Raw genomic sequence first — 18381 nt, forward strand, 5'->3', positions numbered from 1 at the left:
GAGCTTATGGTAACATAGCCGGCTACATATTCTAACCGTCGCCAAACATGCCGGACACGGCAAAAAGGTTTGGCGTTTTCTGCATGATTGTTTTTCAGACGGCCTTCTGTTATGAGCAAAACCGATTATCCCGTTACGACGGCTATCCGCTTTTTGCGGGCGCACAATATTCCGTTTACGCCCTATCTTTATCCTTATGTCGAGCATGGCGGCACGGCGCATTCGGCGCAGTGTTTGGGTGTGCCGGAGCATCAGGTGGTTAAAACCATTGTGCTTCAAAACGAAAACAAGCAGGGCATGATTGTGCTGATGCACGGCGACAAACACATTTCCACCCGCAACCTCGCCCGCGAGTTGGGCATGAAGCATATCGAGCCTGCCGACCCGAAGCAGGCCAATAAATGGACGGGGTATTTGGTCGGCGGCACCAGCCCGTTCGGCACCAAAACCGTATTGCCGGTGTATGTGGAACGCACGATACGCGATTTGGAGCAGATCTATATCAACGGCGGCAAACGCGGTTTTTTGGTGGCTGTAACGCCGCAAGCGTTGGAAACATTGAATGCTAAAGACGTTTCAGTGGCTACGGAAAACTGAAAGCCGTCGGCAAAGAACCACACCGGTTCTGTGTGCCGTTTGTGCGGAAACCGGCTAAAAAGCTTTATAATGTGCCGTTTCGTATGATCAAATCACAAACCGATTATTTATTTTCATGACTGCCGATTCTTTACCGCCGCGCCGCCTTTCCGTTGCGCCCATGCTCGACTGGACGGATACCCACTACCGTTATCTTGCCCGCCAGATTACCCGCCATACTTGGCTGTATAGCGAAATGATCAATGCCGGCGCGATTATTCACGGCGACCAAAACCGCTTTTTAACATTTAACGCAGGCGAGCAGCCGGTGGCCTTGCAACTGGGCGGCAGCGAGCCGTCTGACTTGGCCAAAGCCGCAAAAGCAGGAGAAGCTTACGGCTACAACGAAGTCAACTTAAACTGCGGTTGCCCCAGCCCGCGCGTACAAAAAGGCGCATTCGGCGCGTGCCTGATGAATGAAGTGGAGCTGGTGGCCGACTGCATCAAAGCCATGCAGGATGCGGTGCAGATTCCCGTTACGGTTAAGCACCGCATCGGCGTCGACCGCCAAACCGAATACCGCACCGTGCAGGATTTTGTCGGCGCTTTATCGGATAAAACCGAGTGCACCACGTTTATCGTTCATGCCCGCAACGCTTGGTTGGACGGCTTGTCGCCGAAAGAAAACCGCGAAGTACCGCCGCTAAAATACGAATATGTGTACCAACTTAAGCGCGATTTTCCCGATTTGGAAATCATCATCAACGGCGGTATCACCACCAACGAACAGATTGCCGAACATTTGAAGTATGTGGACGGCGTGATGGTGGGGCGCGAGGCCTATCATAACCCGATGGTTATGCGCGATTGGGATTCGCTGTTTTACGGCAGCCAAGAAGCCCCCATCGAATACGCCGATTTGGTGCATCGTCTGTACCGATACAGCCGCGACCGCGTTCAGGCCGGCGGAGGTGCTTTATTGCGGCACACCGTGCGCCATTATTTAGGCTTGATGCACGGTTTGAACAAAGCGCGTGTGTGGCGGAGAATGCTGTCGGATGCCGCTTTGCTGAAAGACAACGACGGCAGCTTGATATTGCAGGCTTGGAAAGAAGTGGCCGAAGCAAACGGCTTGCCTTACGAAGCCGATGGGCCGTTGTGAGTGTTCAGACTGCCATCTATCGGAATCTACACTGAAGGCCGTCTGAAGCGCCCGTAATGCGTTTTTCAACACATGCTTCGATTGTTGAATAAAAACCGAAACGAAACAGGAAACAGCATGAACAGGCCGTCTGAACACCGTCCAGCCATTTTGATTGTCCGCCCCCCCTCGCAAGCCTCGGCGGATGCGGCCACACTTGAAGCACAAGGTTGGCGTGCCGTGCCGTTCAGCCCGATGCGGATTGAGCCGGATCACGAAGCCTTGCGGCATCTCAACCGGCAGTTTCACAACGCGGATGCCGTTTTCTGGGTGAGCCCCAGCGCGGTTGAAACCGCCGCGCCGCACATTGATTTTTCAGACGGCCTCTCCATACACATTACCGTGGGGCAGGGCAGCCGCCAAGCCTTAGCAAAGTTTTACCCTTATCACATCATCTGCCCGCAAGAAGGCAACGACAGCGAAGCCGTGTTGGCTTTACCGATATGGAATACGCTGAAACCCGGTGCGAAAATCCTGATCGTGCGTGGCCGAGGCGGGCGGGAATGGTTAAGAAACGCCTTGAATCAAAAAGGTTTTCAGGTAGAAGTGGCCGAAGTCTATTTCAGACGGCCTCTTACGCCCGATTGGCAGATATTGGCAGCCGAGCAGCCGCAAGCCGCATACGTTACCTCCGCCGAAATGGTTCGTTTATTGTTTGAGCAGGCACCGGATAGATTCGCCCAATTTCTGAGAACCTTGATATACTTCACCCATCATCCGCGTATTGCCGATGCTTTACGCGAAGCAGGTGTGCGCCGTATCAGGATGGTGCGGCGTGCAGACGAATGTGTTGTACGGAGCGACGAATGAGCGAATCCAATTCAAACACCCCTCAAAACGAACTGCCCGAAAATGCGCCAGCGCAGGAGCAGTCCAAGCATTTACTGGTGGTATCGAAAGACGGCACGGTGAGGCCGTCTGAAACGGTTTCCGACGATGCCGCCGAGCCATCATCACAAAAAGAACCGACCGCCGCCGCGCAGATACCGTCCGAACCGAAAACCGGTTTCGCCGCAGCGGCTCCGAATAATCCCGAACCAGCAGGAAATTTTATGTCTGACCCCAAAAATAACCAACCCCTAGTCACCCCGGTGGTGGTAAAGCAATCATCAGGCCGGGCGGTAGCCGTTGTGGCACTGGCTTTCTCACTGCTGGCTTTGGGCGCGGGCGGCTTTTTGTTTGTGCAGGGCCAAAACCTGCTCAAAACACAAGAAATGGATTTCAACCAAAAAATAGACAAAGCCGCATTGGGCGAATCGCAAAACGCCGCGCTGCTGCAAGAAATTTTGCGTAAACAAAACAGCAACCAAAGCGTATTAGACCAAATCGTCGGCAACCAAAAACAAAATGCCGATAAAATCGCCGCCGCCAACAAAGCTTATCAAGAATTGCTCAAAGGCCGTGCCGACTGGCTGGTGGACGAAACCGAAACCATGCTCAATATGGGTTCGCAGCAATTGCTGCTCACCGGTAATGTTCCCGCTGCGGTGAACGTGCTGGAAAACATCGAAAGCCGCTTAAGCCGCTTTGATCACCCCGAACTGCTGCCCATCAAGCAGGCCGTCAGCACCGATCTGACGGCTCTGAAAAACCGCCCTTATCTTGATGTTTCCGCCGTATCGTTGCGCCTCGACCGTTTGGAAACTGCCGTAGCCGGTTTGCCGCTGATGGTGGACGGCGCGCTGAAACCGGGTCAGAACGCCCAGCCCGAAACCGCACCGGCGGCCAATCTTTCTTGGTGGCAAAACGCTTGGCAGAAAACCGTTGCCGCGCTGAAAGGCATGGTAGAAGTGCGCCGTTTGGATAACAACGACGCCATGCTGATTGCACCCGAACAAGTGTATTTCGTGCGCGAAAACCTGAGATTGCGCCTTTTGGATGCCCGCACCGCCTTGCTCCAACATAACGGCGAAGTGTATCTGAACGATTTGAACAATGCCGAAACCGCCGTCAAACAGTATTTCGACACCGCTTCTCCGGCCACACAATCTTGGTTGCGCGAGCTGGGCGAATTGAAAGCTCTGGATTTGCGTTCCGTATCTGACGACGTGCTGAAAAACAGCTTGAATGCCGTGCGCAATTATCAGGAAGTGGTGCGCCCGAGCCGTCCTTCCACGCTCCCCGAAGCCGCATCTGCACCCGCCGCTGTGCCTGAAGCGGCATCTGCTCCGGCAGCATCGGATGCCGCAGAGAAAAAAGAAGAGGCCGCTTCTGCGCCTGTTGTCGCACCTTCTTCTCCCTCCACGTTGAGCCCGAAAAAAGAAGATGCGCCCACAAATGTGAAACCTTCGGCCGCGCCGCGTGAAAGCAAACCGGCTTCCGCTCCGGCTGTTGTGAAAGGGGAGCGGGCATGAGAGGCTTGATTTGGATTATCGTTTTGTTCGCCGTAGCCGTAGGCTTGGCGATTGCGGCAGGTTTATACAGCGGTAATGTGTATGTGGTGGTAGAGCAAACCATGCTGCGCATCAACCTGCATGCCTTTATTATCGGTTTGATTGCCCTTGTGGTGGTGCTTTACCTGCTGGTGCGCCTGATTGCCGGCATTCTCAATGTGCCCGGGCGTATGCAGCGTTTCGGTGTGGCGCGCAAAGGCCGTCAGGCTGCGACTGCTTTGAACAATGCCGGATTGGCGTTTTTTGAAGGCAAGTTCCAAAAAGCCGAACAGGAAGCGGCTAAGGTATTGGCCAATAAAGAAGCGGGCGACAACCGCACCTTGGCTTTGATGCTTGGCGCACATGCCGCCGACCAGATGGACGATACCGCCCTGCGCGACCGTTATTTGCAGGACATCGAAAGCCTGCCTGCCAAGCAGCAGCTTTCGCGTTATCTGTTGCTGGCGGAATCGGCATTGACCCGCCGCGATTATCCGGCTGCCGAAAACCACTTGGCGGCTGCGGCACAAATCAACCCCAGCCTGACCCGTTTGGTGCGTTTGCAGTTGCGTTATGCTTTCGATAAAGGCAATGCGTTGGATGTGTTGGACAAATCGGAGAAACTGGTTAAGGCCGGTGCGATCAGCGATTATGAATCCGACCAATACCACAGTTGGGCATACCGCCGCCTGTTGGCGTTGGTTTCGGATGCCGGCGGCTTGAAAGCCTGTTTGAAACGTATTCCCGATCATCTCAAATCGGGCGAGTTAAGCGTGGCCATTGCCGAGAAATATCAGCGTTTGGGCCTGTATCAACAAGCCGTAAAATGGGTGGCGGATCATTATCCGAAAACCCGTCAAATCGAATTGCTTGAGCCGTTTGTGGAGAGCGTGCGCTTTTTGAGCGATAAAGAGCAGCGCAAAGCCATTGATGTTGCAGACGGCTGGCTGAAAGACCATCCCGACAATGCCGTATTACTGATGCATTTGGGGCAGCTGGCACACGACAAGCAACTGTGGGGCAAGGCGCAAAGTTATTTGGAGGCCAGTATCGCACTCAGCCCCGAAGTGCCCGCCCGCCTTGCTTTGGCTAAAGTGTTTGAAGAAACCGAACAGCCTCAAAAAGCCGAATTGCAGCGTAAGCTGGTGTTGGAAGCCGTTGCACGGGACGAAGAAGAAAACCTGTTGCCGGTAGAAGTCCGTTAAAGGCGATACCCGCTTCAGTAAGAGGCCGTCTGAAAAAAGTCTTTCAGACGGCCTCTTGATAGGAAAAAACTGGCGCCGAACATATTATTTATCTGTTGCGGCAGCAAATTTATATTAACGAGACCGAACATGAACAATCTGAAAAACGATACTTTTCTGCGCGCTTTACTCAAGCAGCCTGTCGAATACACACCGATTTGGATGATGCGTCAGGCAGGCCGCTATCTGCCCGAATACAAAGCCACCCGCGCCCGCGCCGGCAGTTTTCTGGATTTGTGCAAAAACACCGAATTGGCCACCGAAGTAACCATTCAGCCGCTGGAACGCTTTAATTTGGACGCGGCGATTCTGTTTTCCGACATCTTAACCGTGCCCGATGCCATGGGCTTGGGTTTGTATTTTGCCGAGGGCGAAGGCCCCAAATTCGAGCGGGCTTTGCAGCATGAGGCCGACATCGCCAAACTGGACGTACCCGATATGGGCAAGCTGCAATATGTGTTTGATGCCGTTACTTCCATCCGCAAAGCCTTAGACGGCCGCGTGCCTTTAATCGGCTTTTCCGGCAGCCCGTTCACGCTGGCCTGCTATATGGTGGAAGGCGGCAGCAGCAAAGAATTCCGCACCATCAAAACCATGATGTATTCGCGCCCCGATTTGCTGCACAAGATTTTGGACGTTAACGCCCAAGCCGTAACCGCTTATTTGAATGCCCAAATCGATGCGGGCGCGCAGGCGGTGCAGATTTTCGATACATGGGGCGGCGTGTTGAGCGATGCGGCGTTTGAAGCCTTCAGCCTGCGTTATATGAAGCAGATTGTCGGCGGTTTGAAACGAGAAAGCGAAGGCCGCCGCGTGCCGGTGATTGTTTTTACCAAAGGCGGCGGTTTGTGGCTGGAAAAAATGGCCGACACCGGTGCCGATGCCCTCGGTTTGGATTGGACATGCAACATCGGCGAAGCCCGCAAGCGCGTAGGCGGTAAAGTGGCGCTGCAAGGCAATTTCGACCCCTTTGCGCTGTTCGGCACACCCGACAGCATCCGCGAAGAAGCCGCGCGTATTTTGGCAGCCTACGGCCACGGCAGCGGCCATGTGTTCAATCTCGGCCACGGCATCAACCAACATGCCGACCCCGAACACGCCAAGTTGCTGGTGGATACGGTGCATGAATTGTCAAGGCAATACCATCGTTGATCCGTATTTGAAATGGCATTGAGGCCGTCTGAAAAACTGTTTTCAGACGGCCTCAATGTGAATGGGCAAAGACCATATTTGTTATAAAACCAATATCAAAAACGGTTTTTCAGCTCCCTCATTGCAGCAAATATCGCCACTTCGTCTTGGCTGTTGATGCCGCTGAGGGCGCGAATCCGCCCGGCGGTTTCTGTGCGGCCGGTGCGTAAAAAGGGATTGATGTTGCGTTCCCGCGCAAGGCTGACCGGCAGTGTCGGAATATACCGGGCTTCATTAAGGGCCGTCTGAATATCGGCATTGTCCGGTTCGATATGGGCGGCAAAACGCAGATTGGATGCTGTGTATTCGTGGGCCGGATAAAACAGCGTGTGCTCGGGCAGGCTGTTGTAGCGCTGTAACGAAGCGAACAGCTGTGCTGCCGTGCCGGTAAATACGCGACCGCAACCTGCTGAAAACAAAGTGTCTCCGCAAAAAACGTGGAGGCCGTCTGAAATATGCAAAACATAACTCAGATGCGTGTCGGTATGCCCGGGTGTGGCCCATACGTCAACCGTGTTGCCGCCGAATGACAATTGCGAGCCTTCGTTCACATGGATATCGGCATCGGTAATGTCGCGGTTGCCGTAAACCGTACATTCGGGAAACGCCTGCTTGAGCGCGGCAATGCCGCCGGTGTGGTCGTTGTGGTGATGGGTAATCCACATTTGGCTAAGCGTCAGCCGGTGCTGTTTGAGATAAGCCAGCACGCCATCTGCTGCGCCGGGGTCGATGCAGACGGCTTCGTTTTGATGTTTGACGAGCCAAATATAGTTATCGCAAAAGGCGGGAATAGGGTGGATGTTCATTGGTTTGTTTCCTGAAATATCGCAAATAAACTTAACCTGCTGCGTTGCTGCTACGCCTTGAACGGCATCTACACCGGCGGTTTTGCAGAGGTTTCTTAAAGTCTTCTCAAAGTCTATTGTATTTCGCTCATAAGAAAACCGCACCTTAATGGGTTGGCTGATGCCCAACTTTTGGGGTGCGGTTTATATTTTTCAGACGGCCTTAGATTCAAATCGGCATTGAATGAAATCAGGCGGGGTCAAATGCTGCTTCGAAGATGCCGACAATCTGCTCTTTGTTGGCTTGAATCGGGTTGGTGAAGCCGCAAACGTCTTTCAACGCATTGTCGGCCAGTACGCCGAAATCTTCTTTTTTCACGCCCAATTCTTTCAAAGATTTGGGGATGCCGACAATACGGGCCAGTTTGGTAATCGCGTCGATGACGTCCAAGCCTTTCAAATCGTCGTTGTTTTTGCTTAAGATGGTGCCGATTTCATCCAAACGCTCTTTGGCGGCCTGTTGGTTGAAACGTTCAACGTGGGGCAGCAGTAGCGCGTTGCAGACGCCGTGCGGCAAATCGTAGAAGCCGCCCAATTGGTGTGCCATTGCGTGAACGTAACCCAATGAAGCGTTATTGAACGCCATGCCCGCCAAGAATTGCGCATAAGCCATTTTTTCGCGCGCTTCTTTGTTTTTCGGCTCTTTGACGGCGGTCGGCAGATAACGTGCAATCAGTTCGATGGCTTTAACCGCGCAGGCATCGGTAATCGGAGAGGCAATGGTAGAAACATAGGCTTCTACGGCATGGGTTAAGGCATCCATACCCGTGGCCGCAGTGAGCGGGGCGGGCATGCCTTCCATTAACGAAGGATCGTTTACCGACAGCAGCGGCGTAACATGTTTATCGACAATCGCCATTTTTACATGACGGGTTTCGTCGGTAATAATAGTGAATCGAGTCATCTCAGAAGCCGTACCGGCAGTAGTGTTCACGGCAACCAGCGGCAATTGGGGTTTCTTGGATTTGTCCAAGCCTTCGTAGTCTTCGATTTTTCCGCCGTTGGTGGCCACAATGGCTACCGCTTTGGCGCAGTCATGTGAAGAACCGCCGCCTAAAGATACGATGAAATCCGCGCCTGCGGCTTTCAAGGCAGCCAAACCGTCGTTCACGTTGGTTACGGTCGGGTTCGGCTGAACTTTGTCAAATACCGCGTAATCAATATTTTTTTCTTTTAACAAGCCGCCGATTTTGTCGGCAACGCCCATTTTGCTCAAACCGCCGTCGGTAACGATCAATGCTTTTTTCAACCCTAAAGCGGTAATAACATTCATCGCTTCAGACAAAGCATTTTCACCTAAAATGTTTTGAACGGGCATGAAGAATTGTGTAGCCATAGCTTTGCTCCTTGTAGTTGTGTTATTTGAAATAAATGGATCAATGCCGTGATGATTTTTTATAAATAAGCATTGATGTGTTGAAATTGCCACAAGGCAGGCAATACTGCAATGCAAATTTGCCTTGATTGACGTTATTTTTATATTTCTCCGCTTATTTAAAACAAATAGACTGCTATTTTTAACGTAAATTAAAAGAAGGGCTGGATGGTGTTTGCTGTTTTTGGGCGGTAAATATTTTCCTAAACGGAAGCATCAAATACTTGGGATATATAATGCCTGCCCGAAAAAAAGTCTTTCTGGGGAGCTTGGTATATGGGAAGAGGGGTCACTTTGGGTTGCAGATATTTATGATTGAGGCCGTCTGAAAAATTTTCAGACGGCCTCAGTCATAGCGGTTGCTACGGTTTAGCTTAATCAATCAAACGCCAGCTTATCTCCGTCCGCTTTCACATGAATCACGCTTTCAGGCTGATATTTGCCTTCGAGCAGAGCCAGAGCCAGCGGGTTTTCGATTTCCGCTTGGATGGCGCGTTTGAGCGGGCGTGCGCCGTATACGGGGTCGAAGCCTGCTTTGGCGATGATGTCCAGCGCGGCATCGTCGACTTTGAGATGCAGGTTTTGCGCGGCAAGGCGTTTTTCCAAGCCTTTGAGCTGGATTTTGGAGATGCTGCGGATATTGGCCTGATCCAAGCCGTGGAACACGACCACTTCGTCGATACGGTTAATCATTTCGGGGCGGAAGTGTTCTTTCACGTCTTCCATGACCACTTCTTTCACGGCCTCGTAATCCGATGTGCCCATTTGCTGGATGTGGTGGCTGCCGATGTTGGAAGTCATCACGATCACGGTGTTTTTAAAGTCTACCGTGCGGCCTTGGCCGTCGGTCAAGCGGCCGTCGTCCAGCACTTGCAGCAGGATGTTGAACACGTCGGGGTGGGCTTTTTCCACTTCGTCGAGCAGGATCACGCTGTAAGGTTTGCGGCGGACTTGTTCGGTTAGGTAGCCGCCTTCTTCGTAGCCGACGTAGCCGGGAGGCGCGCCGATTAAGCGGGCAACGGCGTGTTTTTCCATGTATTCCGACATATCGATGCGGATTAAATGGTCTTCGCTGTCAAACAGGAAGCTCGCCAATGCTTTGCACAGCTCGGTTTTGCCGACACCGGTCGGGCCTAAGAAAAGGAAGCTGCCGTAGGGTTTGTTGGGGTCGGCCAAGCCGGAGCGTGAGCGGCGGATGGCATCGGATACGGCGCGCACGGCTTCGTCTTGTCCCACTACGCGGTTGTGCAGCACGTCTTCCATTTTCAGCAGTTTTTCGCGTTCGCCTTCCATCATTTTGCTCACGGGAATGCCGGTCATGCGCGATACGATTTCGGCCACTTCGTCCGCGCCCACTTTGGTGCGGAAAAGTTTGTTGGCCTGTTTTTCTTCGGGATTGCTTTCCAGCGATTCCAGTTGGCGCGCAAGTTTGGGCAGTTCGCCGTATTCGAGTTCCGAGGCGCGGGCAAAATCGCCTTGGCGTTTGGCCTGCTCGATTTTGACTTTGATGTCGTCGATTTGTTTTTTCACGTCGGCGGTGCCGGCGGAAGCGGCTTTTTCGGCTTTCCAGATTTCGTCCAAATCGGCGTATTCTTTTTGCAGGCCGGCGATTTCTTCGTCGATCAGCTCCAAGCGTTTTTTGCTGGCATCGTCGCTTTCTTTCTCAACGTGCATTTTTTCCATTTTAAGTTGGATGATGCGGCGGTCGAGTTTGTCCATCTGCTCAGGTTTGGAATCCAATTCCATTTTGATGCGGCTGGCGGCTTCGTCGATCAAATCAATGGCCTTATCGGGCAGAAAGCGGTCGGTAATGTAGCGGTTGCTCAATTCCGCAGCAGCGACAATGGCCGGGTCGGTGATGTCGATGCCGTGGTGGATTTCGTAACGCTCCTGCAAGCCGCGCAGAATGGCGATGGTGTCTTCCACGCTTGGTTCGCCCACCAATACTTTTTGGAAGCGGCGTTCCAGCGCGGCATCTTTTTCGATGTATTGGCGGTATTCGTCCAAAGTGGTGGCACCGATACAGTGCAGTTCGCCGCGGGCAAGGGCGGGTTTGAGCATATTACCCGCGTCCATCGCGCCGTCGGTTTTGCCCGCGCCAACCAAAGTATGGATTTCATCAATGAAAATCAGCGTGTTGCCGTCGTCTTTAGCCAAATCGTTTAAGACGGCCTTTAAGCGTTCTTCAAACTCGCCGCGGTATTTGGCACCGGCAATCAATGCGGCCAAATCAAGCACCAGCAGGCGTTTGTTGCGCAGGGAATCGGGCACTTCGCCATCGACGATGCGTTGAGCCAAGCCTTCCACAATGGCGGTTTTACCCACGCCGGGCTCGCCGATTAACACCGGGTTGTTTTTGGTGCGGCGTTGCAATACTTGGATGGCGCGGCGGATTTCGTCGTCGCGGCCGATCACGGGGTCGAGTTTGCCTTCGCGGGCACGCTGGGTTAAATCGGTGGTGTATTTTTTCAGGGCTTCGCGTTGGTCTTCGGCGTTGGGGTTATCCACAGAGGCTCCTCCTCGTACCGCGTCAATGGCGGCGTTGATGTTTTGTTCGGTGGCACCGGCGTTTTTCAGAATTTTGCCGGTGCTGTCGTTTTGCTGTACCAGTGCCAGCGGAAACAGTTCGCTGGCAATATAGGCATCACCGCGCTTCACGGCGGCTTTGTCCATCAGGTTTAAGACGGCCTGCAATTCGCGGCTGGGCAGAATTTCGCCGCCGGTGCCGGATACTTTGGGCAGGCTGTTTAAGGTTTGGGTAAGTTGTTGTTTTACTTGCGGCACATTTACGCCGGCGTGTGAAAGCAGGGCGGCGGTGCCGCCTTCGTTATCGTCGAGCAGGGCTTTCAATACATGGCCAGCTTCGAGATAGCTGTTGTCGGCAGCCAAAGCCATGCTTTGGGCATCGGCCAGCGCTTGTTGGAATTTTGCGGTTAGTTTGTCGAATCTCATCTGTTTTCTTTCTTTAAAGTTTGTGTATTGTTCAGATGAAAGCTATATGGGTTCGCCTGTGGGTAAGTCAATGTATAAACGGTTTAAAAATGATGAAAAATATTTTATTTATTGATTTTTATATAGAAATTTTTATTTAAATTGTGGATAAGTTTGGTATGCTTGGAGCTGATAGCTTTTTATGCTATATGTTTTTTTAGAATGCGCAGTTTTGAAAAATATAAAATATAGTAGTTAAACATGGAGATGATTGTGTCTGAGTTTGAAAGTTACCCATTTTTTCGCGTAGTTTTATTTATACCGCTTATTTTATCCATTTTAAATGGTATTTATTTTTTTAATAATGCAGTATTTGATATCAGGAGTCGCCTTTTTTCATTAATATCATTCCTTTTAGGTATATATATAATACCGGCATTAGGAGCAGGAATTTGGGCGGTATGGAGGCGATATGACAGAAAAAACAAATGCAGATATTCGATAATTGGCGGGTTGTTTCATACTTTTGCATTTATGCTTTATATAGCTTTTAGTTTCTGTGTTGGATCGGTTGATTGCGGAAAATTTGGATGGTGGGGATTTTTTTATGCTAATGTGATTGTTTTTGTAATTTCCACAATTTTCTATTTCATCTGTTCTTTCTTAATATTGCCAAAGAAAAGCCGAGTATAATTGCGCATATTTTTTATTGTTCAGGTAAAGGTAGGGTGCCCTGAATGTTCTTGAAGAGAGTTTGAAAATAATGGAAATATTTAATAAAAAACGCGTTTTAACCGGCGTAACCACCACCGGCATTCCGCACTTGGGCAACTACGTCGGTGCCATCCGCCCTGCGATTGCGGCCTCACATGCGCCGGATACCGAATCTTTCCTGTTTCTCGCCGATTACCACGGCATCATCAAATGCCATGATCCCGAGATGATTCACGAATCCACCCAAGCCGTTGCCGCCACTTGGCTGGCTTGCGGTTTAGACCCCGAAAAAACCACGTTTTACCGCCAGAGCGACATTCCCGAAATCATGGAATTGAACTGGATTCTGACCTGCATCACCGCCAAAGGCCTGATGAACCGCGCCCATGCCTACAAAGCGGCAGTGCAAGAAAATCTGGATAAAGGGCAGGAAGACCAAGACCACCAAATCGAGATGGGCTTGTACAGCTACCCGATTCTGATGACCGCCGACATTTTGATGTTTAACGCGAAAGAAGTGCCGGTGGGTCGCGACCAAATCCAGCACGTTGAAATGGCGCGCGATATTGCAGGCCGTTTCAACCACCGCTTTAAAGAAGTGTTCACGCTGCCCGAAGTGAAAATCGACGAAAACGTCGAGTTGCTGGTAGGCTTGGACGGCCGCAAGATGAGTAAAAGCTACGGCAACACCATTCCGCTGTGGGAAAACGATAAGAAAACCCAAAAATCGGTGAATAAAATCATTACCAACTTAAAAGAGCCGGGCGAACCGAAACAGCCCGACGAAAGCCCGTTGTTTGAGATTTACAAAGCCTTTGCCACACCTGCCGAAACCGCCGAATTCACGCAAATGCTGGCCGAAGGCTTGGCATGGGGTGAAGCCAAAAAAATGCTTGCCGCAAAAATCAATGCCGAATTGGCCGAACCACGCGAACGCTACAACGCCTTAACCGCCAACCCCGCGCAAATCGAAGATATTTTGCAGGCAGGCGCACAAAAAGCCCGGAAACAGGCGCGCGTGCTGCTTGATCAAGTGCGCGATGCCGTGGGTATCCGGGCTTTGAAATAATTAAGTTTCGTATGAGGTTGGAAAGTGGGAAAGCCGGGCTTGAGGCAGTTTACTCGTCTTCAGGTTCCGGCTTGATATCTTCCAAGTGCAGCCGTTTGTTTTCGATTTCGCGGTCGCTTAAAGGATGGTCGGCATAGGTGACCAAATCGTCTACCGAATCTTCGATGACCAGCTCGCGCTCTTCGGCTTCCATTTCTTCCGCGGGTGTTAAATCGAATGTGCTGTCTTGTTCGGTCGGTTTCATAATAAACTCCTTTTAATTTGATAACGTGCCGAATACCGGCACGGTTTTATTCTAAACCAAAAAAGGCCGTCTGAAATTCAGACGGCCTTACAATGATGAAACTTAATCAATGTTATGAATTTTGATTTGAAAAATCTATATCAATCGATAGTGCAGGCTGAATTGAGACAAAGGATGCAAAATGCAGTGAATGTATTCCATTTTGCTGTATGGCTGTGGCAGCAGGATAGAGTGCCGGATATTACTGCTTATCGCGCTGCGATTAAGGCGGTGTTTGAACATTTTATCCGGCCTGAGCGTGATATGCTGCGTGAGCAGAGCCATTTGTATTATGAGAAGAAAAAAGCAGAACATGAAATTAACCATGATCCGCGCAGTGTCAGGCAGATCAGGGAGAGACTGATTCGGGAAGCAGAAAGGGAGCAAGAGCGTTTGACGCTTACTCTGAATCTGGAAGAAGCCCACCCTGTTACGCTAGGTAACAATTTTTTGCACCCGTTAGAAAAAATGAAATTTTCTGCTGCAGATGAAAATCAATGGTTTGAAACTTTGTCTTACAATTTTTGTAATCCTCCTTACGGATTGCGTGGTTTGACAGGGGAAGAAGCAATAGCTTTATGGCGAGATTTCTGTTTTTTGACGGGATTAATCAAGACCGATGAACCTGTTGTTACCGATTGGATACAGCATCAGGTGTACGGCAGAACACTCGAAACCCATCCATTCAGCAATTATTTTGACGACGGATTAGATTGGTGGGGCGTGTGGTGTTTGACGGTGTTCAATCCGAACAATAAACGCTTGCGGTTATTGTAGCCAGTGCTTCAGATTGAAATGAACAAAAGGCCGTCTGAAAAAGCATTTAGCAAATCTTAATCTTGCCTTACATCTTGATGTTTTTCGCATTTTTTCAGCCGATGCAATATCGGAAAACCCTTACCCGAGCTTTATCGGTTTTCAAAAAGGAACGAATGATGACTCCCAAAACCGTACTTGATTTTTGGTTCGATGAACAAAACCGGCCGTTTTGGTTCAGCAAAAGCGATGAGTTTGATGCGGAAATCCGCAGCCGCTTTGCCGATGTGTGGCGGCAGGCGGCTTATTCGGAGCTTTACGGCTGGCGCGACACGCTGCATGGCCGTTTGGCGGAAATCATTGTGCTCGACCAATTTTCACGCAACCTGTTCCGCGACAGCCCTATGGCGTTCGCGCAGGATAATATGGCGGTGGCGCTGGCGCAGGAAGCAGTGCGGCAGCCGGGCTTTGCCGGGATGGAGGCTTCCGAGCGCCATTTTATGTTGATGCCGCTGATGCACAGTGAAAGCCGTGTGATTCATGAGCAGGCGGTGGTATGGTTTGAACGCTACACTACGCCTTATGCGCTTGATTTTGAAATCAAACATAAGGTTATTATCGACCGCTTCGGCCGTTATCCGCACCGCAATGCTGTTTTGGGGCGCGAAAGCACTGCGGAAGAAATCGCTTTTCTGCAAGAGCCGGGTTCGTCGTTTTAACTACAATTAATTGAGACCTTTGCCATCCCCCCGTTTGCAGCGCACCGAGCAGAAACGTTGCGCAGAGAGGGCTTTGTAAAGGTTTCCGGCTGTTCCGCATGATGAAATGTGCGGGCAGGATAAACCGTCAACCAGCAATTTATCAGGAGTATTCATGACTAAAATCGCTCTCGTTATCGGCAGTTTGAGCCGCAAATCCATCAACCGCGCAGTTGCAGAACACATTACCGCCCAAGCGCCCGAAGGTGTGGAAATCGAAGAAGTAAACATCGGTGACCTGCCGCTTTATACCCAAGACCTCGACGGCGAGAACGTACCGGCTTACGAGCGCGTGCGTGCCCAGCTGAAAGCCGCCGATGCCGTGCTGATGGCCAGCCCCGAACATAACCGCACCATGCCGGCGGCTCTGAAAAACCTGATCGACATCGCTTCGCGCCCCAGCGGTCAAAGCGTATGGGCAGGCAAAAAAGTGGCTGTTGCCACCGCTTCGCCCGGCAGTTACGGCGGCATCAATGCGGCCTTGCACATCCGCCAAAGTTTGCAGGCGATGGGCGCGGATGTGTTGATTGCGCCCGAAGTATTTCTCAGCCGCGCATCCGCTGCTTTGGATAACGGCAAAGTGGCAGACGAACGCACGGCAAACTTCTTAAACAAATTCGCCGCTGCGTTTTATGCTTGGGCGGCAAAATAAAACCGAAAATACCGCCTTAACGGCGGACATCGGTGTTTTACGGGTTGCTTTACTTTGTGGGCGGAACAGCTGAACCATGATAGGCCGCATTTTACGCATTGTTTTTTTAGTCGCCTTGCTTGGCTTGGTGGTTAACCGCTTACTTAACCGCAAACATAAACGGGCAGTACACGAGACAGTGCAAACCGGAGCGTGGGTGCTGCTGGCAGCATCTGCGTTGGCTTTGGGCTGGTATGTGTTGGCGGCAGGTTGAAGTTTGAGACACCATACAGCAAATAAACTTATTTTTGATGCAAAACGGCAAGCCGTGCGACGCCGTAGCAATGAAGTTTATTGGCGATAAACCAACCGGCCGTCTGAAATGTTCAGACGGCCGGTTGGTTATCGCAAAACCGCTTATCTGCGGCTTGCTGTTTGCATTAAAAATAAGTGGATTGACCATATAGGATATGCCTGCATTCGTTCACATTTGAAGGTTTTGCAAAGGTCTTTTCGGGTTATACCACTCCGTTTTGTTTGTTTTCCAAAATTTCCCAGCGTTCCAATTTTTCCAGCAGCAGCATTTCAATTTCTTCCGCACGCGTTTGCAGGGCGCCGGCTTTTTCGTAATCTTTGAACACGTCGGGGTCGGAAAGGCTGCCGTTGATTTGGGCTTGCTCGGCTTCTAAAGCGGCGATTTCTTCGGGAAGGGCTTCAAGCTCGCGCTGCTCTTTGTAGGAGAGTTTGACGGTGCGGTTGGCTTTGGGTTTGCTCTTTTCGGCGGCGGGTTCTGCGGGCTTTTGCTCTGAGGCCGTCTGAATCGATTGTTCGCGTTTTTTGGCATCGAGATAGTCTTCATAGCCGCCGATGTATTCTTTCAGACGGCCTTCACCTTCAAACACGATGCTTTGCGTGATGACGTTATCCAAAAACATCCGGTCGTGGCTGACCAAGAATACCGTGCCTTGATAATCGCGCAGTAATTCTTCGAGCAATTCCTGAGTTTCGATATCCAAGTCGTTGGTCGGTTCGTCGAGCACGAGAATATTGGCCGGACGGGTAAACAGTTTGGCCAGCAGCAGGCGGTTGCGTTCGCCGCCGGACAGCGACGACACGGGGCTTTGGGCGCGGGCAGGGTGGAAAAGGAAGTCTTCCAAATAGCTCATCACGTGTTTTTTCTTGCCGCCTACTTCCACATAATCGTTGCCTTGGCCGAGGGTGTAAAACACGGTGTCGTTTTCGTTCAGCGCGCTGCGGAACTGGTCGAAATACGCGACTTCCTGTTTGCTGCCCAAACGGATTCTGCCGTAAGTGGGTTGGAGTTCGCCCAAAATCAGCTTTAGGAAGGTGGTTTTGCCGATGCCGTTGGGGCCGATGAGGCCGATTTTGTCGCCGCGCTGGATTACGGTAGAGAATTTGTCCATGATGATTTTGTCGCCGTATTGGAACGAGGCGTGCTCGAGTTCGGCGATGATTTTGCCGCTTTTTTCGCCGGCATCGAGTTTGAACGATACTTGCCCTTGGCGTTCGCGGCGGGCGGCGCGCTGTTTGCGCAGCTCTTCCAAGCGTTTGACGCGGCCTTCGTTGCGGGTGCGGCGGGCTTCGATGCCTTTGCGTATCCACGCTTCTTCTTGGGCGTGGAATTTGTCGAACAGGCGGTTGTGCTCGGCTTCTACGGCCAATTCTTCGGCTTTTTTCTCGCTGTATTTGGAAAAGCTGCCGGGATAGGAGCGCAGTATGCCGCGATCGAGTTCGACGATGCGGTTGGCGATATTGTCGAGAAAGCGGCGGTCGTGGGTGATGACGACGATGCTGCCGGAAAATTGCTGTAAAAGGTTTTCCAGCCACAGAATCGCGTCTATATCGAGATGGTTGGTCGGCTCGTCGAGCAGCAGCACATCGGGTTTCTGCACCCATGCTTGGGCTAAGGCCAGCCGTTTTTTCTGGCCGCCGGAAAGGTTGGCGATGGTTTCGTTTTCGGGCAAGCCGATTTCGCTGATGGTTTGTTTGATGGCGGCATCGAACTGCCAGCCGTTTTGCACTTCCAATTTGGTTTGCAGTTCGTTCAGCTCTTTCAGCAAGGCTGCGTTTTCGCCGTTTTCGAGTTGCTGGCTGACATGATGGTAGCGGCGCAAGATGTCGCGCAGGCTGCCCAGCCCGTCAGCCACTACATCGAATACGGTGGCTTGCGGGTCGAAAAAAGATTCTTGCGGCACATAAACGGTTTTCAGGCCGTTTTGCACGATGAGTTGGCCGTCATCTGCTTTTTGCACACCGGCGAGAATTTTCAGAAAAGAGGATTTGCCCGCACCGTTGCGGCCAATCAAGCCGATTTTTTCGCCGCTATCGAGTTGGAAAGAGGCTTTGTCTAAAAGGGCAACGTGGCCGACGGCAAAGGATAGGTTTTCTGCTTGCAGGATGTTCATAATATCGGG

At 51.4% G+C, this 18381-nt stretch carries 17 protein-coding genes; 12 read left to right on the top strand and 5 right to left on the bottom strand.

From position 1 onward, the window contains the following. Positions 1-111: 111 nt before the first annotated feature. The 6 genes from ybaK (at position 112) to hemE (ending at position 6545) form a co-directional block, all read left to right on the top strand. Positions 112-597: a Cys-tRNA(Pro) deacylase gene (ybaK, locus tag LVJ88_RS05435; RefSeq protein WP_085418288.1), complete on the top strand. Its 486-nt coding sequence runs from the start codon at positions 112-114 to the stop codon at positions 595-597. 115 nt (positions 598-712) lie between these two features. Continuing rightward, positions 713-1738, top strand: coding sequence for a tRNA dihydrouridine(20/20a) synthase DusA (gene dusA, locus LVJ88_RS05440; protein WP_085418287.1), 1026 nt, complete (start codon positions 713-715; stop codon positions 1736-1738). A gap of 117 nt (positions 1739-1855) precedes the next feature. After that, positions 1856-2587 (top strand): uroporphyrinogen-III synthase, encoded by a 732-nt coding sequence (locus tag LVJ88_RS05445; protein WP_085418286.1) that lies wholly within the window; start codon positions 1856-1858, stop codon positions 2585-2587. 242 nt (positions 2588-2829) lie between these two features. After that, a complete protein-coding gene (locus tag LVJ88_RS05450; protein ID WP_233127559.1) occupies positions 2830-4131 on the top strand; it encodes a uroporphyrinogen-III C-methyltransferase in 1302 nt (433 codons plus the stop codon). Next, positions 4128-5354, top strand: a complete 1227-nt coding sequence (locus tag LVJ88_RS05455) for a heme biosynthesis HemY N-terminal domain-containing protein (protein ID WP_085418284.1) — start codon at positions 4128-4130, stop codon at positions 5352-5354. The genes LVJ88_RS05450 and LVJ88_RS05455 overlap by 4 nt, the downstream gene beginning before the upstream one ends. 129 nt (positions 5355-5483) lie before the next feature. After that, positions 5484-6545: a uroporphyrinogen decarboxylase gene (hemE, locus tag LVJ88_RS05460; protein WP_085418283.1), complete on the top strand. Its 1062-nt coding sequence runs from the start codon at positions 5484-5486 to the stop codon at positions 6543-6545. A gap of 95 nt (positions 6546-6640) precedes the next feature. Here hemE and gloB read toward each other — a convergent pair whose 3' ends face one another. The 3 genes from gloB to clpB all read right to left on the bottom strand — a co-directional run bounded on the left by gloB (position 6641) and on the right by clpB (position 11756). Next, a complete protein-coding gene (gloB, locus tag LVJ88_RS05465) occupies positions 6641-7390 on the bottom strand; it encodes a hydroxyacylglutathione hydrolase (protein ID WP_085418282.1) in 750 nt (249 codons plus the stop codon). Positions 7391-7619: 229 nt separating this feature from the next. Further along, a complete protein-coding gene (locus LVJ88_RS05470; RefSeq protein ID WP_085418281.1) occupies positions 7620-8765 on the bottom strand; it encodes an iron-containing alcohol dehydrogenase in 1146 nt (381 codons plus the stop codon). A gap of 417 nt (positions 8766-9182) precedes the next feature. Then, positions 9183-11756, bottom strand: a complete 2574-nt coding sequence (gene clpB / locus LVJ88_RS05475; RefSeq protein WP_085418280.1) for an ATP-dependent chaperone ClpB — start codon at positions 11754-11756, stop codon at positions 9183-9185. A gap of 252 nt (positions 11757-12008) precedes the next feature. On the opposite strand from clpB, the gene LVJ88_RS05480 reads away from it, so the two are divergent. Further along, positions 12009-12428, top strand: coding sequence for a hypothetical protein (locus LVJ88_RS05480; RefSeq protein ID WP_143773653.1), 420 nt, complete (start codon positions 12009-12011; stop codon positions 12426-12428). A gap of 70 nt (positions 12429-12498) precedes the next feature. Continuing rightward, positions 12499-13518 carry a tryptophan--tRNA ligase gene (trpS, locus tag LVJ88_RS05485; protein ID WP_085418279.1) on the top strand — a complete coding sequence of 340 codons (1020 nt, stop codon included), beginning with the start codon at positions 12499-12501 and terminating at the stop codon, positions 13516-13518. Between the two features lie 49 nt (positions 13519-13567). Here the strand turns inward: trpS and LVJ88_RS05490 are convergent, their stop codons facing one another. Further along, complete coding sequence (locus LVJ88_RS05490) at positions 13568-13762, bottom strand: hypothetical protein (protein ID WP_085418278.1); 195 nt, start codon at positions 13760-13762, stop codon at positions 13568-13570. Between the two features lie 114 nt (positions 13763-13876). On the opposite strand from LVJ88_RS05490, the gene LVJ88_RS05495 reads away from it, so the two are divergent. The 4 genes from LVJ88_RS05495 (at position 13877) to LVJ88_RS05510 (ending at position 16220) form a co-directional block, all read left to right on the top strand. Beyond that, positions 13877-14578: a hypothetical protein gene (locus LVJ88_RS05495; RefSeq protein ID WP_085418277.1), complete on the top strand. Its 702-nt coding sequence runs from the start codon at positions 13877-13879 to the stop codon at positions 14576-14578. 158 nt (positions 14579-14736) lie between these two features. Next, complete coding sequence (locus LVJ88_RS05500) at positions 14737-15276, top strand: DUF924 family protein (protein WP_198941573.1); 540 nt, start codon at positions 14737-14739, stop codon at positions 15274-15276. Positions 15277-15430: 154 nt separating this feature from the next. Next, positions 15431-15967, top strand: coding sequence for an NADPH-dependent FMN reductase (locus tag LVJ88_RS05505; protein ID WP_085418276.1), 537 nt, complete (start codon positions 15431-15433; stop codon positions 15965-15967). Between the two features lie 76 nt (positions 15968-16043). Continuing rightward, entirely contained in the window at positions 16044-16220 is a 177-nt protein-coding gene (locus LVJ88_RS05510) for a protein MIGRI (protein ID WP_198941572.1), read from the top strand. Positions 16221-16464: 244 nt separating this feature from the next. Here the strand turns inward: LVJ88_RS05510 and LVJ88_RS05515 are convergent, their stop codons facing one another. Next, complete coding sequence (locus LVJ88_RS05515) at positions 16465-18372, bottom strand: ATP-binding cassette domain-containing protein (RefSeq protein ID WP_085418275.1); 1908 nt, start codon at positions 18370-18372, stop codon at positions 16465-16467. Positions 18373-18381: the final 9 nt, after the last annotated feature.

This window comes from Neisseria dumasiana, from assembly GCF_022870885.1.
Classification (GTDB): Bacteria; Pseudomonadota; Gammaproteobacteria; order Burkholderiales; family Neisseriaceae; genus Neisseria; species Neisseria dumasiana.